Source organism: Bordetella sputigena, from assembly GCF_965137885.1.
GTDB classification, from domain to species: domain Bacteria; phylum Pseudomonadota; class Gammaproteobacteria; order Burkholderiales; family Burkholderiaceae_B; genus Bordetella_C; species Bordetella_C sputigena.
Map to the genome: position 1 here is coordinate 148,338 of NZ_CBCSCA010000013.1, position 16,888 is coordinate 165,225.

At 63.1% G+C, this 16,888-nt stretch carries 19 protein-coding genes; 7 read left to right on the forward strand and 12 right to left on the reverse strand.

Features of this window, described 5'->3' with window-relative positions:
* Together ACNA0R_RS22450 and ACNA0R_RS22455 are read right to left on the reverse strand one after the other, a co-directional pair.
* A complete protein-coding gene (locus ACNA0R_RS22450) occupies nt 1-309 on the reverse strand; it encodes an NAD(P) transhydrogenase subunit alpha part 2 (protein ID WP_415828289.1) in 309 nt (102 codons plus the stop codon).
* Entirely contained in the window at nt 306-1,454 is a 1,149-nt protein-coding gene (locus tag ACNA0R_RS22455; RefSeq protein ID WP_415828290.1) for an NAD(P) transhydrogenase subunit alpha, read from the reverse strand. Before ACNA0R_RS22455 ends, ACNA0R_RS22450 begins: the two co-directional genes overlap by 4 nt.
* Before the next feature lie 280 nt (nt 1,455-1,734).
* On the opposite strand from ACNA0R_RS22455, the gene ACNA0R_RS22460 reads away from it, so the two are divergent.
* The 3 genes from ACNA0R_RS22460 to ACNA0R_RS22470 are packed head-to-tail and all read left to right on the forward strand — an operon-like array spanning nt 1,735 to nt 5,881.
* Nucleotides 1,735-2,211: a (2Fe-2S)-binding protein gene (locus ACNA0R_RS22460; RefSeq protein ID WP_415828291.1), complete on the forward strand. Its 477-nt coding sequence runs from the start codon at nt 1,735-1,737 to the stop codon at nt 2,209-2,211.
* On the forward strand, nt 2,208-4,469 hold the full coding sequence (locus ACNA0R_RS22465; RefSeq protein ID WP_415828292.1) for a xanthine dehydrogenase family protein molybdopterin-binding subunit: 2,262 nt from the start codon (nt 2,208-2,210) through the stop codon (nt 4,467-4,469). The genes ACNA0R_RS22460 and ACNA0R_RS22465 overlap by 4 nt, the downstream gene beginning before the upstream one ends.
* 32 nt (nt 4,470-4,501) lie before the next feature.
* A complete protein-coding gene (locus ACNA0R_RS22470; RefSeq protein ID WP_415828293.1) occupies nt 4,502-5,881 on the forward strand; it encodes a c-type cytochrome in 1,380 nt (459 codons plus the stop codon).
* Between the two features lie 77 nt (nt 5,882-5,958).
* Here ACNA0R_RS22470 and ACNA0R_RS22475 read toward each other — a convergent pair whose 3' ends face one another.
* The 8 genes from ACNA0R_RS22475 to ACNA0R_RS22510 all read right to left on the reverse strand — a co-directional run bounded on the left by ACNA0R_RS22475 (nt 5,959) and on the right by ACNA0R_RS22510 (nt 12,118).
* Nucleotides 5,959-7,167 (reverse strand): MFS transporter, encoded by a 1,209-nt coding sequence (locus ACNA0R_RS22475; protein ID WP_415828322.1) that lies wholly within the window; start codon nt 7,165-7,167, stop codon nt 5,959-5,961.
* A gap of 5 nt (nt 7,168-7,172) precedes the next feature.
* Nucleotides 7,173-7,895 (reverse strand): arsenical resistance protein ArsH, encoded by a 723-nt coding sequence (arsH, locus tag ACNA0R_RS22480; RefSeq protein WP_415828294.1) that lies wholly within the window; start codon nt 7,893-7,895, stop codon nt 7,173-7,175.
* Nucleotides 7,888-8,310, reverse strand: a complete 423-nt coding sequence (gene arsC / locus ACNA0R_RS22485; RefSeq protein WP_415828295.1) for an arsenate reductase (glutaredoxin) — start codon at nt 8,308-8,310, stop codon at nt 7,888-7,890. Before arsC ends, arsH begins: the two co-directional genes overlap by 8 nt.
* Nucleotides 8,311-8,330: 20 nt before the next feature.
* Nucleotides 8,331-9,389: an ACR3 family arsenite efflux transporter gene (arsB, locus tag ACNA0R_RS22490; RefSeq protein ID WP_415828296.1), complete on the reverse strand. Its 1,059-nt coding sequence runs from the start codon at nt 9,387-9,389 to the stop codon at nt 8,331-8,333.
* Between the two features lie 6 nt (nt 9,390-9,395).
* Nucleotides 9,396-9,887 (reverse strand): arsenate reductase ArsC, encoded by a 492-nt coding sequence (locus ACNA0R_RS22495; protein ID WP_415828297.1) that lies wholly within the window; start codon nt 9,885-9,887, stop codon nt 9,396-9,398.
* Between the two features lie 47 nt (nt 9,888-9,934).
* Entirely contained in the window at nt 9,935-10,264 is a 330-nt protein-coding gene (locus ACNA0R_RS22500) for an ArsR/SmtB family transcription factor (RefSeq protein ID WP_415828298.1), read from the reverse strand.
* Nucleotides 10,265-10,368: 104 nt separating this feature from the next.
* Nucleotides 10,369-10,755: an AtuA-related protein gene (locus ACNA0R_RS22505; RefSeq protein ID WP_415828299.1), complete on the reverse strand. Its 387-nt coding sequence runs from the start codon at nt 10,753-10,755 to the stop codon at nt 10,369-10,371.
* Complete coding sequence (locus ACNA0R_RS22510) at nt 10,742-12,118, reverse strand: acyclic terpene utilization AtuA family protein (protein WP_415828323.1); 1,377 nt, start codon at nt 12,116-12,118, stop codon at nt 10,742-10,744. The genes ACNA0R_RS22505 and ACNA0R_RS22510 overlap by 14 nt, the downstream gene beginning before the upstream one ends.
* 101 nt (nt 12,119-12,219) lie before the next feature.
* Here ACNA0R_RS22510 and ACNA0R_RS22515 point away from each other — a divergent pair, with 101 nt between their 5' ends.
* The gene (locus ACNA0R_RS22515; protein ID WP_415828300.1) at nt 12,220-13,161 is read left to right on the forward strand and encodes a LysR family transcriptional regulator; all 942 of its coding nucleotides are present in this window, start codon (nt 12,220-12,222) and stop codon (nt 13,159-13,161) included.
* Nucleotides 13,162-13,204: 43 nt separating this feature from the next.
* Here ACNA0R_RS22515 and ACNA0R_RS22520 read toward each other — a convergent pair whose 3' ends face one another.
* Nucleotides 13,205-13,813: a class I SAM-dependent DNA methyltransferase gene (locus ACNA0R_RS22520; protein ID WP_415828301.1), complete on the reverse strand. Its 609-nt coding sequence runs from the start codon at nt 13,811-13,813 to the stop codon at nt 13,205-13,207.
* A gap of 113 nt (nt 13,814-13,926) precedes the next feature.
* Here ACNA0R_RS22520 and ACNA0R_RS22525 point away from each other — a divergent pair, with 113 nt between their 5' ends.
* Entirely contained in the window at nt 13,927-14,469 is a 543-nt protein-coding gene (locus tag ACNA0R_RS22525; protein WP_415828302.1) for a nucleotidyltransferase family protein, read from the forward strand.
* Between the two features lie 80 nt (nt 14,470-14,549).
* Here ACNA0R_RS22525 and ACNA0R_RS22530 read toward each other — a convergent pair whose 3' ends face one another.
* Nucleotides 14,550-15,113 (reverse strand): cysteine hydrolase family protein, encoded by a 564-nt coding sequence (locus ACNA0R_RS22530; RefSeq protein ID WP_415828303.1) that lies wholly within the window; start codon nt 15,111-15,113, stop codon nt 14,550-14,552.
* 185 nt (nt 15,114-15,298) lie between these two features.
* On the opposite strand from ACNA0R_RS22530, the gene ACNA0R_RS22535 reads away from it, so the two are divergent.
* Both ACNA0R_RS22535 and ACNA0R_RS22540 read left to right on the forward strand, forming a co-directional pair.
* Nucleotides 15,299-15,859, forward strand: a complete 561-nt coding sequence (locus ACNA0R_RS22535) for a lysozyme inhibitor LprI family protein (protein ID WP_415828304.1) — start codon at nt 15,299-15,301, stop codon at nt 15,857-15,859.
* Between the two features lie 408 nt (nt 15,860-16,267).
* Nucleotides 16,268-16,696, forward strand: coding sequence for a hypothetical protein (locus tag ACNA0R_RS22540; protein WP_415828305.1), 429 nt, complete (start codon nt 16,268-16,270; stop codon nt 16,694-16,696).
* Nucleotides 16,697-16,888: the final 192 nt, after the last annotated feature.

The following is a 16,888-nucleotide window of genomic DNA, read 5'->3' on the forward strand; positions in this document are numbered from 1 at the left end:
TCAGTCCTTTTTCGGGCCGCTCGCGCGGAACATCGCCAGCATGCGGTCGGTGACGACGTAGCCGCCGGCGGCATTGGCGGCGCCCAGCAGAACACCGATGAAGCCGATCGCCTGGGTGGCCGGCGAGGTCGCGGTCAGCAGCGCGTGCAGCGCGCCGACCACCACGATGCCATGGATGAAGTTGGATCCCGACATCAGGGGCGTATGCAGGATCGAGGGGACACGGCTGATCACCTCATAGCCGGTGAAGGCCGCCAGCATGAAGATGTAGAGCGCGATCAGGACAGTAAGCGTGGTATCGGAGGTCATACGGCCATCTCCCTGGATTCGTCCTTGGCCAGCGCGGCCTGGACGGCGGCGTCGCGTACGGTGCCGTCATGCGTCAGCACGGTCGCGGCGACGACCTCGTCATCGAAATCGAGGTGTATGGCGCCGTCCGCGGTGATCAGCTCGACCAGGTTCAACAGGTTCTTGGCGTAGAGCTCGCTCGCGTGCTGCGCCAGCATGGATGGCACGTTCAGCGGGGCGAGGACGGTGGCGGGCCCGATGACGGTCGTTTCGCCCGGTCGCGTACCCTCGCAATTGCCGCCGCCTTCCGCGCCCAGGTCGACGATGACGGCGCCCGGCTTCATCGCGGCGATCTGCGCGGCGGAAATCAGCCTGGGCGCCGCTTTGCCGGGGACCGAGGCGGTCGTGATGATCAGGTCGGCATCGGCGATATGCCGGTCCAGCGCGGCTTGTACCTTGGCTTGCTCTTCGGCGGTCAGTTCGCGGGCGTAGCCGCCCGCGCCGCGCGCGTCCACGCCGGTGTCGACGAATTTCGCGCCCAGTGACTGCGCCTGTTCCTTCGTTTCAGGCCGGACGTCGTAGCCCTCGGTGATCGCGCCCAATCTGTGCGCGGTGGCCAAGGCCTGCAGTCCCGCCACGCCCAAGCCCATCACCAGCACCTTCGCCGCCCGTAGCGAGCCCACCGCGGTGGTCATCATGGGCAGGATGCGCGGCATATGCACGGCGCCGAGCAGGGGCGCGTAGTAACCGGCCAGCGCCGCCTGGCTGGAGAGCGCGTCCATGGCCTGCGCGCGGCTGATGCGCGGGATGCGTTCCATGGCGAAGCAGGTGATGCGGCCGTCGCGCAATGCGCGCACCAGGTCCGGGGATGTCGCGGCGTAGACGAAGGACATCAGGATGGCGCCCGGCTTCATCGCGGCGATGGTCGCCAGCGAGGGCGGTTGTACCGCGAGGACTATGTCTGCTTCGCCAGACAAACGGTCGCGGTCCGGCTCGATGCGCGCATCCCCATAAGCCTTGTCCGGAAACGCGGCAGCCTGCCCGGCGCCCGCTTCGATACGGACGTCGGCGCCGAGACGCTTCAGGCGCGTGGCGACGGCGGGAATGACCGCCACGCGCTTTTCGCCTGACCGCGTCTCCTTCAAGACAGAAAGCACATAAGCCATGATCGTCCCTCGACAGGATGCGACGCGATCATTCGTCGCGATCTCAATGGATGGAGCTTAGGCTTCGGCCTGGATGGGGGCTGTGATTTGGATCAATTCGGGTGATACTTGTACGTCCGCGCGGAAAGCGCCGCGCGCGGCCTGCCACACGCATCGCCGGGCAGGAATGTATGTTCAGCAGTTTGAAGGTTTTCAAGAGTCAAATCCCGCTGTGGGGCGGAACGCGCGCCCCGGGTAGAGAGCATCCTTGCCCGGACGGGTCGGAAGACAAGGAAACACCATGGAACTTCAAATCAACGGCAAGGCCCATCAGGTCGAGTCCGATGCGGATACCCCTTTGCTTTGGGTCATACGCGACGAGCTGGGCATGACGGGCACCAAATACGGTTGCGGTTTGGCGCAATGCGGCGCCTGTACGGTGATGGTCGACGGCGTGGCCATGCGGTCCTGTGTCACACCCATCGACGGCATGGCGGGCAAGCAGATCACCACGATAGAGGCGATCGAAAACGATAGCGTGGGGCAACGCGTCGTCGCGGCCTGGATCAAGCACCAGGTTCCCCAGTGCGGCTACTGTCAGTCGGGACAGGTGATGGCGGCGACGGCGCTGCTGAAGCAGGTCGAGCATCCCACCGATGAAGAAATCGCGGCGGCGATGATCAATCTATGCCGCTGCGGCACGTACAACGCCATCAATGCGGCTGTCCACGAACTCGCCGGCGCCGCGCCCGGCGCCGCGAACGTGAAGGGGGCATGATGGATAACCTGTCCACTTCCGCCGCGTCGCAGGATGCTTTCGCCACCGAGCAGCCCACGAATATTTCGCGTCGCCGTTTCCTGCTGGCTTCCGCCGGCACGGCGGCGGGCGCTTTCGTGCTGGGGTTCGGGTTCCCCGCAGGGGAAGCACGCGCGCAGGCGGCCGCCGCGGCGCCGGCCCGCGCGACCAAGGTCCCCGCCTTCCTGGAAATCCGTCCCGACAACACCATACGCCTGCAAAGTCCGTTCATCGAAGGCGGGCAGGGCATCTTCACCGCCATGGCGCAGATCGTCGGCGAGGAGCTCGATGCCGATCCCGCTACCTTTATCGTCGAAAACGCGCCGCCGGGCAGCGAGTACATCGCCATGGATAGCGGCCGCCGCATTACCGGCGGCAGTTCTTCGGTGCGCTTCGGCTATGCGAATATGCGCCGCCTGGGCGCATTGGCGCGCGCCATGCTGCTGCAGGCCGCCGCGAACCGGCTCGATATTCCTGCCAGCGAACTGGACACGCAGCCTGGCCTGGTGGTCCACAAGGCCTCGGGCCGCTCGATTCCCTATGGCCAGCTGGCCACCGATGCGATGGACCTGCCCGTGCCCGATCCGGGCAGCGTGAAGCTCCGGGACCCGGCCAGCTTCCGCTGGATAGGCAAGCCCGTCGACCGGCTCGACGTCCGCGATAAATCGACCGGCAAGGCCGTCTACACCATCGATACCCATGTGGATGGCATGCTGCACGCGGCGGTCCAGCACGCCCCCCGCCTGGGCATGACGGTCGGCGCCTTGCGCAACGAAGACCAGGTCAAGGCGATGAAGGGCGTGCACTCCGTGCATCGCCTGCCGGGCGCGGTCGCGGTGGTCGCCGAGCGCTGGTGGAATGCCAAGCGGGCGGCCGAGGCTGTGCAGGTGGATTGGCAGGAAGCGGCGGCGGATTCGACGCTGCGTGTCATGCCGGCCGACTTTTCCACGGCGGCGTTCCAGGAGCGGCTCGCCAGCGCACCGGGCGATGGCGTCGAGGCGGAAAGCAAGGGCAATGTGGCCGATGCGTTCAAGAACGCCAAGACCATGGTCAGCGCGACCTACCACAGCCAGTATGTACGCCATGCGCAGCTGGAGCCGCCTTCCGCTTTGGCGCGTTTCAACCCCGACGGCACGCTGGAAGTCTGGCTCCCCAACCAGGCGCCCGATATATTCCTGGCCGACATCGCCAAGCAGACGGGTCTCGATCCCAAGCGGATCACGCTCCATTCGCCCCTGCTGGGCGGATTCTTCGGCCGCCACTTTCTGTACAACTCGGCGAGTCCCTATCCCCAGGCGATACAGCTGGCGAAGGAAACGGGACGTCCGATCAAGCTTATCTGGAGCCGCGAGGAAGAATTCCTGCGCGACGTCGCGCGGCCGATGGCCGCGGTACGCTTTCGCGGCGGCCTGGACGCCAACGGGATGCCTGTCGCCCTGGAAGCCATCAGCGCCACCGAAGGTCCCACGGAAGCCATCGCCAATAAGCGGGCCGACAAACACGATCCCGCCGCGGTCGAAGGCCTGGCGGGGAAATCCTATGCGATTCCCAACCGCCGGATCGCCCAGCTTTATGTGAAGACGCCGATGATGCTGGGCTACTGGCGGTCGGTCGGCAACTCCATGAATGATTTCTTCTATGAAACCTTCCTGGATGAATTGGCCGACAAGGGCGGCCAGGATCCCTATGCGATGCGCCTGCATTTGCTGCAGGGAAATGCCCGCCTGACCAAGCTGTTGCAGGCGGTCGGCGAAATGTCCGGTGGGTGGAAACGCGGGCCATTCACGGCGGAAGACGGTACCCGTCGCGCGCGCGGCGTGGCAATGGCTTCGCCGTTCGGATCACAGGCCGCGGCGATCGCCGAGGTCTCCCTCAAGGATGGCCAGGTGGTGGTGCACGACATCTGGGAAGCGATCGACCCGGGCAACATCGTGAACCCCGCCATCGTCAACGCCCAGGTCAGCGGCGCGGTCGCGCTGGGACTGTCGGAAGTGCTGCTCGAGGAGATGGTGTACGAGCACGGCCAGCCGGTCGCGCGCAACTACGACCTGTATCCCATCCTGCCGCCGGGCCGCATGGCCCGCGTGCATGTGCGGATCATCGAAAGCGGAGAAAAAATGGGCGGCATCGGCGAACCGCCATTGCCGGCGATCCCCCCGGCCGTGGCCAACGCGGTATCGACCCTGACCGGCCAGCGTGTACGTAGCATGCCGCTATCGAAGTACACCTTCAAGGTTTAACCGAGCAGGCTGACCACAGGATCGTGCGACAGATGAAGAGAAGCAGGGTAGGGCGCTTTCTGGCCGGCATCGTGCTGGCCTGTCTGGTCGTGGCGGCGGCGCTTGCGTGGTTCGTGACACGCAAGCCGTCGTCCGCCTTCGATGGCGTGGCGGATGCGGATACCGCCTCGCCCCAACTGATACAGCGGGGCGAATATGTTGCCCGGCTAAGCGATTGCGTGGCCTGTCATAGCACCGCCAACGGCGCGCCTTTCGCCGGCGGGCTGGAGATGGCGACGCCGCTGGGTTCGATCTACGCGACGAATATCACGCCCGATAAGGATACGGGCATAGGCGCGTACAGCCTGGCGGATTTCGACCGGGCGCTGCGCCATGGGGTGGCCTTGGACGGTCATCGCCTCTATCCGGCCATGCCGTATCCCTCGTATGCCAAGCTGAACGACGATGATGTGCGGGCGCTCTACGCGTACTTCATGCACGGCGTCCGTCCGGCGCATCAGGAGAACAAGCCCAGCGCCATCCCCAGTCCCATGAATATGCGATGGCCGCTGGCCTTGTGGAACGCGGTGTTCACCGAGCCGGGCACCTACCAGTCCAAGCCGGTGGCCGGCGCGGCCGACAACGGTACCCTGTGGAATCGCGGCGCCTATCTGGTGCCGGGCGCTGGCCATTGCGGAAGCTGCCATACTGCCCGCGGCTTCGCGTTCAACGAGAAGGCCCTGGAAGAGAGCGGCTCCACCTATCTTGCCGGCGCGCTGCTGGATGGATGGTATGCCCCCAGCCTGCGCGGCGACGCCGGCACCGGCCTGGGCCGCTGGAGCGAGGACGACGTCTTCCGCTTCCTGAAGCAAGGCCGGAACAGGCACGCGGTCGTATTCGGCTCGATGACGGATGTGATCAACAATTCCACGCAGTTCATGACCGACGATGACTTGAAGGCGGTCGCCCACTATCTGAAGTCTTTGCCGGCGGCACCCGGACAGGATGGTCCGCCCTGGCAGTACGACGCGTCATCGAACAAGGCACTGGCCGTGGGCCAACGCCTGCGTGTTCCGGGCGCACAGACCTTCATGGCGCGCTGCAGTGCCTGCCATGGCGCCGATGGCCGCGGGCAGGGCGAATGGATACCGCCGCTGGCGGGCTCGGCGGCCTCCATGGCCAAGGAAGATGCCTCCAGCATCAACGCAACCTTGAACGGCTCCGGCCGCATCGTCGCCAACGGCGTCCCGGATGCCTACCGCATGCCGCCTTTCCGCAACCAGCTCAACGACCAGGAAATCGCCGATGTGCTGACCTTCGTACGCACGTCCTGGGGCAACAAGGGTGGTCCGATCAAGCCGGACGCGGTCAAGGACCTGCGCGACCGCACCAACCCGGCCAGCAGCAATGTGATTGTGTTGCAGATGCGGTGAGCGTTGCGATCCGCGGAGACGCGGATCTTTTCCATCCAGCGCCTGCTGAAGTGCTTGCCTATAAGTAAGCCGGCAGCCTACCGGCCGCTATCGGCGGCCTCAACCGGCGCAGCCGCTGGTTCGAGGCCGGCGGCGGGGCGCAGGGAAAGCAGGGCGCCGAAGGCGATCAGGCTCAGCGCGGTGGAAACCCAAAGCGCGCCGGCGCCCCATTGGTCCAGGCATAGACCGAACAGCCAGGGCGCCAGGGCCTGCGTTATCCGCGCGGGAACCATTAGCATGCCCTGCCGCGCGCCATAGCCATGTGATCCGAACAGCACGAGCGGCAGCGTACCCTTGGCGATGGTCAGGATGCCGTTGCCGGCGCCGTGCAGGATGACGAATATGGACGCCAGCGGCGCCCCGAAAGCCAGCATCAGTACGGCGCCGATAGGGTGCGCCATCGTCGCCAGCCGGGCGGAGAGCAGCGGATGCACGCGCCGCAACAGTCCGAACTCCAATAAGCGGGCGCCAACCTGGGCCGGTCCCATCAAGGATCCGGCGGCGACCGCGACGGCAAGGGTGGCGCCTCCAGCCATGAGCAGGCGTGGCAGGTGTGCGGCCAGTGCCGTGCTGATGAACCAGGTGATGGCGAACACCGCGGCCAGTACGACGGATGCCCAGGTCGTCTTCGTCGCCGTCGTGGTATCGGCGCCAGTGCGGCCAGGCATTGCGGCTGGGGCAGAGGCGGGGGACGGCAACAGATAGTTCAGCGGCAGTCCCAACGCCAGGTGAAGCACTGCCCAGACATAGCAGGCTTCGCGCCAGCCGAACTCGATCTGCAGGTAGCTGCTCACCGGCCAGCCCACCGTGCTGGCGAAGCCGGCGATCAGCGTGATGCCGGAGATCGCGCCTCGCGACTCCCGTCCATACAGGCGCACCAGCGAGGAAAACGCGGCTTCATACAGGCCGCTGCCGATGCCTATGCCGAGTATCGTCCATGCCGCGAAAAGGCCCGCGACGGTATGGATGCTGCCCAACCACGCCAGGCCCAGGGCGAAGATCACATTGGTCGCCATCAGCACCGGCCGCCCGCCCCAGTGATCGATGGCCCGCCCGGAGTAAGGCCCCAGCAAGGCCGAAATCAGCAGCGCGAACGAGAATGCCGCGAAGATGGTCGGAACTTCGACGCCCAGGTCGCGAGCCATGGGCGCGCTGAGCATGGCCGGCAAGTAGTACGACGAAGCCCAGGCCAGGGTCTGCGTGGTGCCGAGTGCCGCGACGACGCTGGTACGGTTGGTCAGGCGCATGATGCTCAAATGGATCGCTGGTTGACGCGCCGTGACAGTTGCTCGGCGCTTTCCTTTCTTTCGCTGTAGCGATCCACAAGATAAGCGCTGACGTCGCGCGTCAGCAAGGTGAACTTCATCAGTTCTTCCATGACGTCGACCACCCGGTCGTAATAGCTCGATGGTTTCATGCGACCCGCGTCGTCGAATTCCAGGAATGCCTTGGGCACCGACGACTGATTGGGGATGGTGAGCATGCGCATCCATCGTCCCAGCACCCGTAGCTGGTTCACCGCGTTGAAGGATTGCGATCCACCGGATACCTCCATGACGGCGAGCGTCTTGCCCTGCGTCGGGCGGATGGCCCCCATCGCCAGGGGGATCCAGTCGATCTGCGCCTTCATGATTCCCGTCATCGCGCCATGGCGCTCCGGCGTGGTCCAGACCATGCCTTCCGCCCATTGCACCAGGGTTCGCAGTTCCTGCACTTTGGGATGGGTGTCGGGGGCATCGTCCGGCAGCGGCACGCCGGAAGGATCGAATATCTTCGTCTCGCCGCCCATCTCCCGCAGCAGCCGTGCCGCCTCCAGAGTCAGCAGCCTGCTGTACGCGCGTTCGCGTACCGAACCATAAAGCAGCAGGAAGCGAGGTGGATGGGTGGCGCGACTTTTCGGCGCCCACAGCCGTTGCGGATCCGGAACATCGAAAAGCGCCGGCACGACATTGGGAATAGGGCTGTGTTCAGCCACGGCGCTCTTCCGCGCCGTTCACCACCTGTCCATCTTCCTTGGTGAAGGGGCCTTGTAGCGGATTGGGCAGGATCTCCAGCACCACCTCCGACGGCCTGCACAAGCGCGTGCCCAGCGGAGTAACGACGATGGGGCGATTCATCAGGATCGGGTGCTGCTCGATGAAGTCCAGCAACTGCGCGTCCGACCACTTGGGATCTCCCAGGTTCAGTTCTTCGTAGGGCGTGCCTTTGACCCGCAGCACGTCGCGCACGCTTAGCCCGGCATCGGCGATCAGCTTGGTCAGGGTCGCGCGGTCGGGCGGCGTTTTCAGATACTCGATGATGGCCGGTTCCTCGCCGCTATTGCGGATCATGGCCAGCGTATTGCGCGAGGTACCGCAATCGGGGTTGTGATAGATAGTGATATGGCTCATGGAATGTCCCGTGTAGGTCGTCAGGCGGCTTCGTACCAGTCCCGGCTGCGGTTTACGATACGCACGACCAGCAGCATTACCGGTACCTCGATCAGTACGCCGACCACCGTGGCGAGCGCCGCGCCCGATTCGAAGCCGAAGAGGCTGATAGCCGCGGCCACCGCCAGCTCGAAGAAGTTGCTTGCTCCGATCAATGCGGACGGGCAGGCGACATCGTGGCTTTCGCCCACCTGGCGATTCAGCAGATAGGCAAGCCCCGAATTGAATAACACCTGGATCAGGATGGGCACGGCCAGCATGGCGATCACCAGCGGCTGCTTCAATATGGCCTGGCCTTGGAAGGCAAACAGCAGAACCAGCGTCAAGAGCAATGCCGCGATGGACACTGGCCCGATCCTGGCCAGCGCGGCATCCAGGGCTGCCGCGCCACGACGCAGCAGGCGCCGGCGCCAGGCTTGGGCGATAAGGACCGGAACAACGATATAAAGGGCGACCGATGTGAGCAGCGTGTCCCATGGCACGGTGATGGAAGACAGTCCCAGCAGAAGCCCGACGACGGGTGCGAAGGCAAACACCATGATCGTGTCGTTCAACGCCACCTGCGAGAGCGTGAACACGGGATCGCCCCCGGTCAGGCGGCTCCAGACGAACACCATCGCGGTACACGGCGCGGCCGCGAGCAGTATCAGGCCGGCGATATAGCTGTCCAGTTGTTCGGCGGGAAGCCATGGCGCGAACACTTGCCGGACGAACAGCCAGGCGAGCAATGCCATCGAGAATGGTTTGACGGCCCAGTTAACCAGCAGCGTCACCCCTATGCCGCGCCAGTGACGCCGCACCCCGCCCAGCGCGCCGAAGTCGACCCTCATCAGCATGGGGATGACCATCAGCCAGATCAGAATGCCGACCGGCAGATTGACGCGCGCGATTTCCCATTCACCGATGGCTTGGAACAAGCGCGGCGCCCATAGTCCGCATCCTATGCCGGCGACGATGCAAAGGAGAACCCACAGCGTCAGGTAGCGCTCGAAAACGCTCATCGAGGCCTGGGGTTTCAGGGCGGAAGTCTGCGCTGACATGTCGCGCTACGCCTTGCCTATGCCGTGCAGCTCGCGCTGCAGGGCAATCGCGTCCAGGCGGGCCATGGGCAGCGCCAGCAATAGTTCAATTCTGCGTTTCAGCGTGATCGCCGCGTCATGAAACGCTTTGCGCCTGGCCTCTTCGGTCCCTTCCACCGCCGCCGGGTCCGGTACGCCCCAATGCGCGGTCATGGGCTTGCCGGGCCAGACCGGGCAGACTTCGCCGGCGGCATTGTCGCAAACGGTGAAAATGAAATCGAAGCGCGGCGCGTCCGGGCCGGCGAATTCATCCCAGCTCTTGCTGCGATAGCCGCTGGCGGGCATGTCCAGGCGCTCCAAGGTAGCAAGGGCCAGGGGATGAACCTGGCCCTTGGGTTGGCTGCCAGCCGAATAAGCGCGGAAGCGGCCTTGGCCCAGTCCATTGAGCAGGCCTTCGGCCAGGATGGAGCGCGCGGAATTTCCCGTGCAGATGAACAGTACGTTATAGATCTTGGTCATGGATTTCCCTGTGCGGGCTTTAGGGGGATGAAAGCCTTGCGTCTCGATCAACAGTCCGCGCAGGCGGCTCCATTGGCGTCGACCTCGCAGGTGCTGCCCTGGCAGCAGTGTTCGGTCAGGTAGCCCATCAGCGCATTCATATTCGCGTAGTCGGCGCGGTAGATAAGGTGGCGGCCTTGCTGTTCCACCGTCACCAGGCCCGCATGCGCCAGCTCTTTCAGATGAAACGACAGCGCATTTCGCGCGACGTCCAGCCGTTCCGCCAGAACGCTGGGCGTCAGCCCTTCGAATCCCGCCACGACCAGCGAACGGAAGACGCGCAGCCGCTGCGCATGCGCCAGCGCGGCCAGGGAGGAAACAGCTTGATCTTCAGTCATAAGAGCGGCTGATGATTGAGTTCAATGATTCAACGATTGTTGAATCATAATATCGGCCGGCGCTGATTTCAATACCCCGGCGGTCGCCGGGGCACGTCTCCGCGTTAAGCCGGCCCCACCAACCGACCCGTCAGCCCGGCGGGCATGCGAACTTCCAGCATCAGCAACAGGTACGAGAGCGTCTTGCCGTGCGTATCCAGGTTCAGCGCGTCATTTACGCCCCCATCCAGCACGCCATCGAGTACAAAGTTCATCGCATGCAGCCGCGGCAGCAGATAGCGCTGCACCGCGGTGGGCTTGCGATGCGCGAAATGCGCCCGCACCAGCTCCGGCGTCACTTGCGCGACCAGCAGCTCGTAGAAGGCCGGATCCCAGGCGATCAGGCTGATGTTCGACCGATCGCCCTTGTCGCCAGTCCGTGCATGAGCCACCCGATACAGCGGCACGGTCAGTTCATCGCCGATCACCGTTTTCCCATCATTCATCGCCATTCACCATTTCGAAGCGGGCCGGCACGGCGTCGCGAGGCAGCAGGCAGGACACCGTGTTCAACCGGGGCGTCAAGGCGGTCCGCACGCCACCGCCGCCGGCCGGGCCGCAGCAGTAGAGGGCGGTGACTTCGCGCGTCAGTTGTTGCGCTTCCGCCAAGGTCGCCCCATGCGCCGCGACGCGCAAGCGTATGTCTTGGCTATGGCCGAGTCCGGTTTCGGCCAGCAGCGCGCCGCCGTCGTCGCCGAACACACTCAGCCGGCCTATGAGGTCCACGCGTATCCGCAGACCGGGCAGGCGCTTGCGCAGCACATCGGCGGCCAGCCGTGCCCTTGCCTCGGCCCGGGGGCCTGCGTATGAAATCTCGCCTTCAGCCAGCCAGCCTCCTTCCAGGCAGACATTGACCTTGTAGTCGGCAGGGCGTGGATGGCCCTTGACGCCACGCAGTTGCACCCGGTCCTTGCCGACCACACGGATCTCGGCCTCGCTGATGTCCGCGACCACGTCCGGAGTCAGATAGCCTTGCGGATCGTGGACTTCGTACAGCAGCTGCTCCTTGACGGTATGCTCGTCCACGTAGCCACCCGTACCATCGGCCTTGCCGATGACGCAATCGCCGCCTGCGTCGATCTCCGCGATCGGAAAACCGACATTCTCCAGGCCCGGAACATCCTTGTATCCGGGATCGGCGTAATACCCGCCGCTGACCTGCGAGCCGCATTCCAGCAGATGTCCCGCCATGGTCGCCTTGCCGAGCTTGTCCCACTCATCCGCCTGCCAGCCGAAATACGACATGGCAGGCCCGACGGTCAGCGAGGGATCCGCGACGCGGCCGCACACCACGATCTGCGCGCCGGCGTCCAGCGCCGCGCGGATCTGCCCGGCGCCCAGGTAAGCGTTCGCGCTTGCCACACGGCTGGCGTCGTAGCTCGAGCCCAGTCGTTCGGCCAGCAGCGCGGCATGTCCCGCATCCGACACGTCGTCGCCCACGACCATCGCGATGCGCGGCGCCGGAACGCCCAGTTCGGCCGCCATGCGAGCGATATGGCGTGCCGCCCCACGCGGATTGGCCGCGCCGAAGTTGCTGACTATCCGTATGCCGTATTGCAGGCAACGCGCCAGCACCGGTCGCAGCATGTCATCCAATAGCGGTTCGTAGCCGGTCTCGGGATTGGCGCGCTTGCGCAACTGGGCCAGCGCCAGCGTGCGCTCCGCCAGCGTCTCGAAAATCAGGAACGCACGTCCCTCGGCCGGCCGCCCACCCAGTCTCGCGATAAGGGTGTCGACAACGGGGCCGGCGGCATCGGTGCGATCGCCGGAAAAGCCGGCCGCGCAGCCTACCAATAGGGGCGGGGAAGCTTGCATCACAACGCTCTCAATCCAGTGTCCGGTCCAGTATAGGAAGCGGTCTACAATAAGCGAAATTGAAATTACGGATCGATTGATCTGCGGTTCATATTAATAAAATGCGCACGCCCGACCTCTCTTCCCGCCAACTGCGGGCCTTCCTGATGCTGGCGGACCTGTGCCATTTCACCAGGGCCGCGCAGGCCTGCCACCTGTCCCAGCCGGCCTTCAGCGCGCTGATCCGCGCCCTGGAAGAGTCCATGGGCGCACGCCTGTTCGACCGCAGCACCCGCCGGGTGACGTTGACGCCGGAAGGCCAGGCGTTCGAGCCCCTCGCGCGCCAATTGCTGGCGGACATCGGCAAGGCCATGGCGCAAGTCTCCGACCGCGTCCAGCTCCGCAGCGGCCGCGTCCACATCGCGGCCCTGCCATCGCTGGCCGCGGGCTGGCTGCCTTCCATCCTGAGCGAGTTTCATGCGCAGCATCCCAATGTCGAACTGCAGCTCTCTGACGTCCTGTCCGATCCCTGTATAGAGTTGGTACGCGGCGGCCAGGCCGACTTCGCCCTAGCATCGCGCGGCACCCGCCCGACTGATCCAGCGGAATTGCACGCCCAGGCGCTGTGCAGCGATACCTTCCACCTCGTGTGCCGCGAAGACCACCCGCTGGCCAAAGAGCCGCGCTTGACCTTGAAGAAGCTGGTGCCTTGGCCCTTCATCCACCTCGTCCGCAACAGCAGCGTGCGACAAAGCATCGAGGCGGTCTTGTATCCGCAGTCGGTCAAGACCTTGCTGGAGGTCGAGCAGCTTGCAACCGTGACCGGAATGATCGAAGCCGGCCTGGGCATCAGCGTCGTGCCTACGTTGACCCTGTACCAGTTCCAGAGGCCAGGCCTGGTAATTCGCCCGATTGCCGTCCCGGGCCTGGAGCGACAGATCTATATCGTCCGCAGGCAGGAAAGCCCGTTATCGATCGCGGCTCAGACGTTATATGACTTGGTTGTAGAGCGATTGGGAGAAGTGGGGCAGGGGTATATGGGCGGCCAGGCCTTCAACAGTTGAAGTCAGCTGGCGTGCCCGACGAGTTCTAACGCACCGGGCCGTCTTAGCCGCGCTTTGCAAGCCAAACCGTGCGGCCGCCGCCAGTACTCCAATCGTCAGCCACATGGGCGACGACCTTGAACCCGATGTCGTGAAGTAGCGCTCTATATTCGTCAGCGCTCAGGCTCGCGTGATAGAGCGGGTCGCCCCGATACTCTCCCACCGCTTCGCCTTCCGCCGGTCCGCTGTTGAACATCAGCACAGCCGACGGTGCCGCATGTTGATCAAATACCGTGAACATGTGCCGCTGATCATCCGGCGCGAGGTGAAAGAAGCTGTCCCATGCGAGGACGCCATCAAATCGACCGGCGAGCTGAAGTGAGCGCATATCCTGCACCATCCATTCCTGATCGGGCAGGCGTTGGCGACAGAGCGAAATGAGTGTCGGCGATGAATCAACCCCCACGACGCGCAAGCCGTTCTCGACCATATATTGGGCGACAGGAGAGCCTGAACCGCAACCTACATCAAGAATCGTGGCAGCAGTCGGCAGCGCGGCTATGAAGCGGTCGTGCCATGGTTTGTCGCTCCAGTCAGCCACGCGCCGGTCGGCGTCCCATGCGTTGGCGTGACGCTCGTAATGATCGATGATACGGTTCGCTAATTCGTGCATATTCGGAATTTACTCCGAAGCGCTTTCATTTCATGGACGAACCGAGGCCCCCCTGTGATTGCAAGGACTTGAGCCGATTTAGTGAGGCGCCAGATACGTATGAGAGCAGGCTGATGGGCATCATCGAGGCAGACCCTCATCGCCGATCCGCACTGCAAGTCGTCCGGGATTTGCGGCTGCCCGACTGCTGGATCGGCGCCGGATTTGTTCGTACGGCGGTTTGGGATAGTCTGCTTGGTCGTCCCGCAGACTGCCGTGGCGACATCGATGTCATCTGGTTTGACAGCCAAAGGGCGTGTCCTCTTCGTGACGTCGCCTTGCAAGCGCAATTGTCGCGAGCTGTTCCCCAGTTGGGCTGGTCAGTAAAAAATCAAAGTCGCATGCACGAGCGCAATGGCGATGGTCCCTATACGAGCAGTTTCGATGCGATCAAAAGATGGCCCGAGACAGCCACCGCCGTTGCAGTCCGTTTGAACGATAACGCGGGCATCGAAGTGTTGGCGCCATTCGGACTGCAGGACCTATTCGAGGGAATCATTAGGCCCACCCCTCGCTTTGCATGCGAAAAGCAACATATCTTCGACCAGCGGTACGTCGAAAAGGGCTGGCTGCACAGGTGGCCATTTCTGCGCGTCATTGCGCTTACAGGATCATGAACAATGCAGCGCGCTGCCGTTTTCGCAGCGAAGGCGGTCTGCGCGCAGTCTTAATCGTACGCGACAGGATTAATCAGCCGTCATGGGACTAGCAAGGCGTCCGTCGTGACAACGGTGCAGTACTCGCGGTCCATGTTCGCGAGCGACATGGCATGTACGTCTTCCGCACTTCGCACTTGCCCATTCCAATCTGCCCGTGCGAATGTGAAGCAGCCGTCCGCGACTACGAAGGTTTGGAAGCCCAGGTTTCCCGCCATGCGAACCGTCGCTTCAACTGAATTATTGGTTATGACGCCTGCAACCACGAGGGTATCGTGACCATTGGCACGTAGACGTTCTTCCAGGGCAGTGCCGATGAAGGCATTGTTAGTCCGTTTTGCGATCACTGGCTCACCAGCCATGGGTGCGGTCTCTGGTTTGAATTCATGCCCCGGTTGGCCTGGCCGGTAGTGGGATTTCACTTCTATGGAATCGTGTCGAATATGCCATACGGGCCAGCATTGGCGGCGCCATCGATCGAGTAACTGGCGAATCTTCTTCTCGGCTCCGGGGTTGTTGCGCTCCCCCCAGCTCGGATGGTCGATCGCCTTCTGGAGGTCAATCAGCAGGAGGACGGCGCCGGCGGGCGGCAGCAGTGGTGGCATGTCTGCTAGTGGAATGGAAGGTTATCGGGAAGTCCCATATTATGTCCGCGTCTGCCCTGCCGCTACTTCCAGAACTGAAGTGGCGCGGTGCCGCGAACTCGACTGTTTCGAGCACTGTTTCGCCGCGGGCATCCATTAGGCTTGAATGAGTGCGTCGGTGAAACCTACCTCTGGAGGAAAAAGTGATGAAACGGGCAACGACTGCCTGGGCAGCGCCGCTGTTTTTCTTATCTCTTTGCGGCGGCGTGCTGGCATCCCCGCCACAAGCCATAGCCACGGCCGGTGGCGCTCAAGGCCACCAAGCCCAGTCCGATGACGAAAGTAACGTTATCAATGGCGTCGGCATCATGCCCGGCGTAGAGCGGCTCTCCTACATATCTCCGCGCTATTACGGCATCAGGCCGAGCTATGACGCGTGCATCAAAGCCACGCAGGGCCAGGTCGCGCTTCAGGGGGACTGCGCCGATAGCGAGTTTACCTATCAGGATGAGCGCCTGAACAAAGCGTATAAAGCGCTCGTTGCTACCATCACTACATTGGAAGGCAAGGATGCTCTGAAGGAGATACAGGCAGCACAGCGTGCCTGGCTCGCGTTCTATGAAAAGGACTGCGCAGTAAGGGCTGATCGATTTGGGTCTACAGCAGGGCCAAGCACGTTGTCGACGTGTCGGATGGAGAGAACGGCCATTCGTGCTCAGGAACTGGAAGACTGGCGCATCAGCTATACAGCAACGCATCGACCCTGATAAAAAAAAGCCCCGGTCAAGGCCGGGGCTCAAGTGCGCTACGTCCGCTACGGTTACTGCGTTTCCGTAGCGACGTTGGGTGCCACCCTATCAAAGCGCGACGAGATATCCGATGAGAGTCGCCGTACGTGTGTAACCAGGCGCACGACTAAACGAAGGCGCGCCTGCCGTGATGGGCGAGACCTCAAGAATCCGGATACATCGTTGCGGAACATTGCCTTCAGGCACACGGCGAAGGACTCACTCACTTTGCGCGCCAGGAGCCGTCAGGATTGGTTTTGAATCTTGGTCTGTTTACGATTCGTTTCGCAGTGATTTAGCCGACCGGAAACCAAATGATATATTGCGGGCCCACCGCGACCTCCTGTCCTTTTGCATCTGCGAGAAATCATGAAGTGCTTCAGAACCATGGTCCGAATCGTCCCTGCGATCGTATTTTCGGTAATGCTGTCGGCTTGCATGGGACTATCGCCGTGGTCGCCGACTCGGAACAAGCTGGATGCTCAGGTCGGGAAAAACATCAAGGAACTGTTGCCCAGATGGCCCGAGCCGAACGGTGCAACGCCGTTCGTGAAGCAGGACGACGCCCAGACCAAGTCGTACACCTACATTTACGGTTACCAGGCAGCGCACTACGAGAACAAGGGTTATCAGGTGATGACCGCACCGGGCATCATCCAAAACGGACGATACGATGAATATGTTCCCGAATCGACCGACTGCTGGGTCATCTTCTATACCAATAACGAGGGCACCATCCTTCGCTACAAGATGATTACCAACGGCAAGATCAACTACAACTCCTGCGGTCGATACATCAGCGGCTACGGTTTCTGATCGTCGCTGCGCGAGCGCAATAAAGATGACGCGATTCGCATCAGCGTGGAGACTGGTTTGCGTCGCGCTTGCCATGTGTTTTTGCACGTTGGCGGTCGTTTGAAGCCTTTAGGTATGCTGAGCGATTTCAACCGCACCCGGCCGCCCTGACCAAAGGCCTCAAGGCACAAGACAAGCTGGCATCCGTCGAGC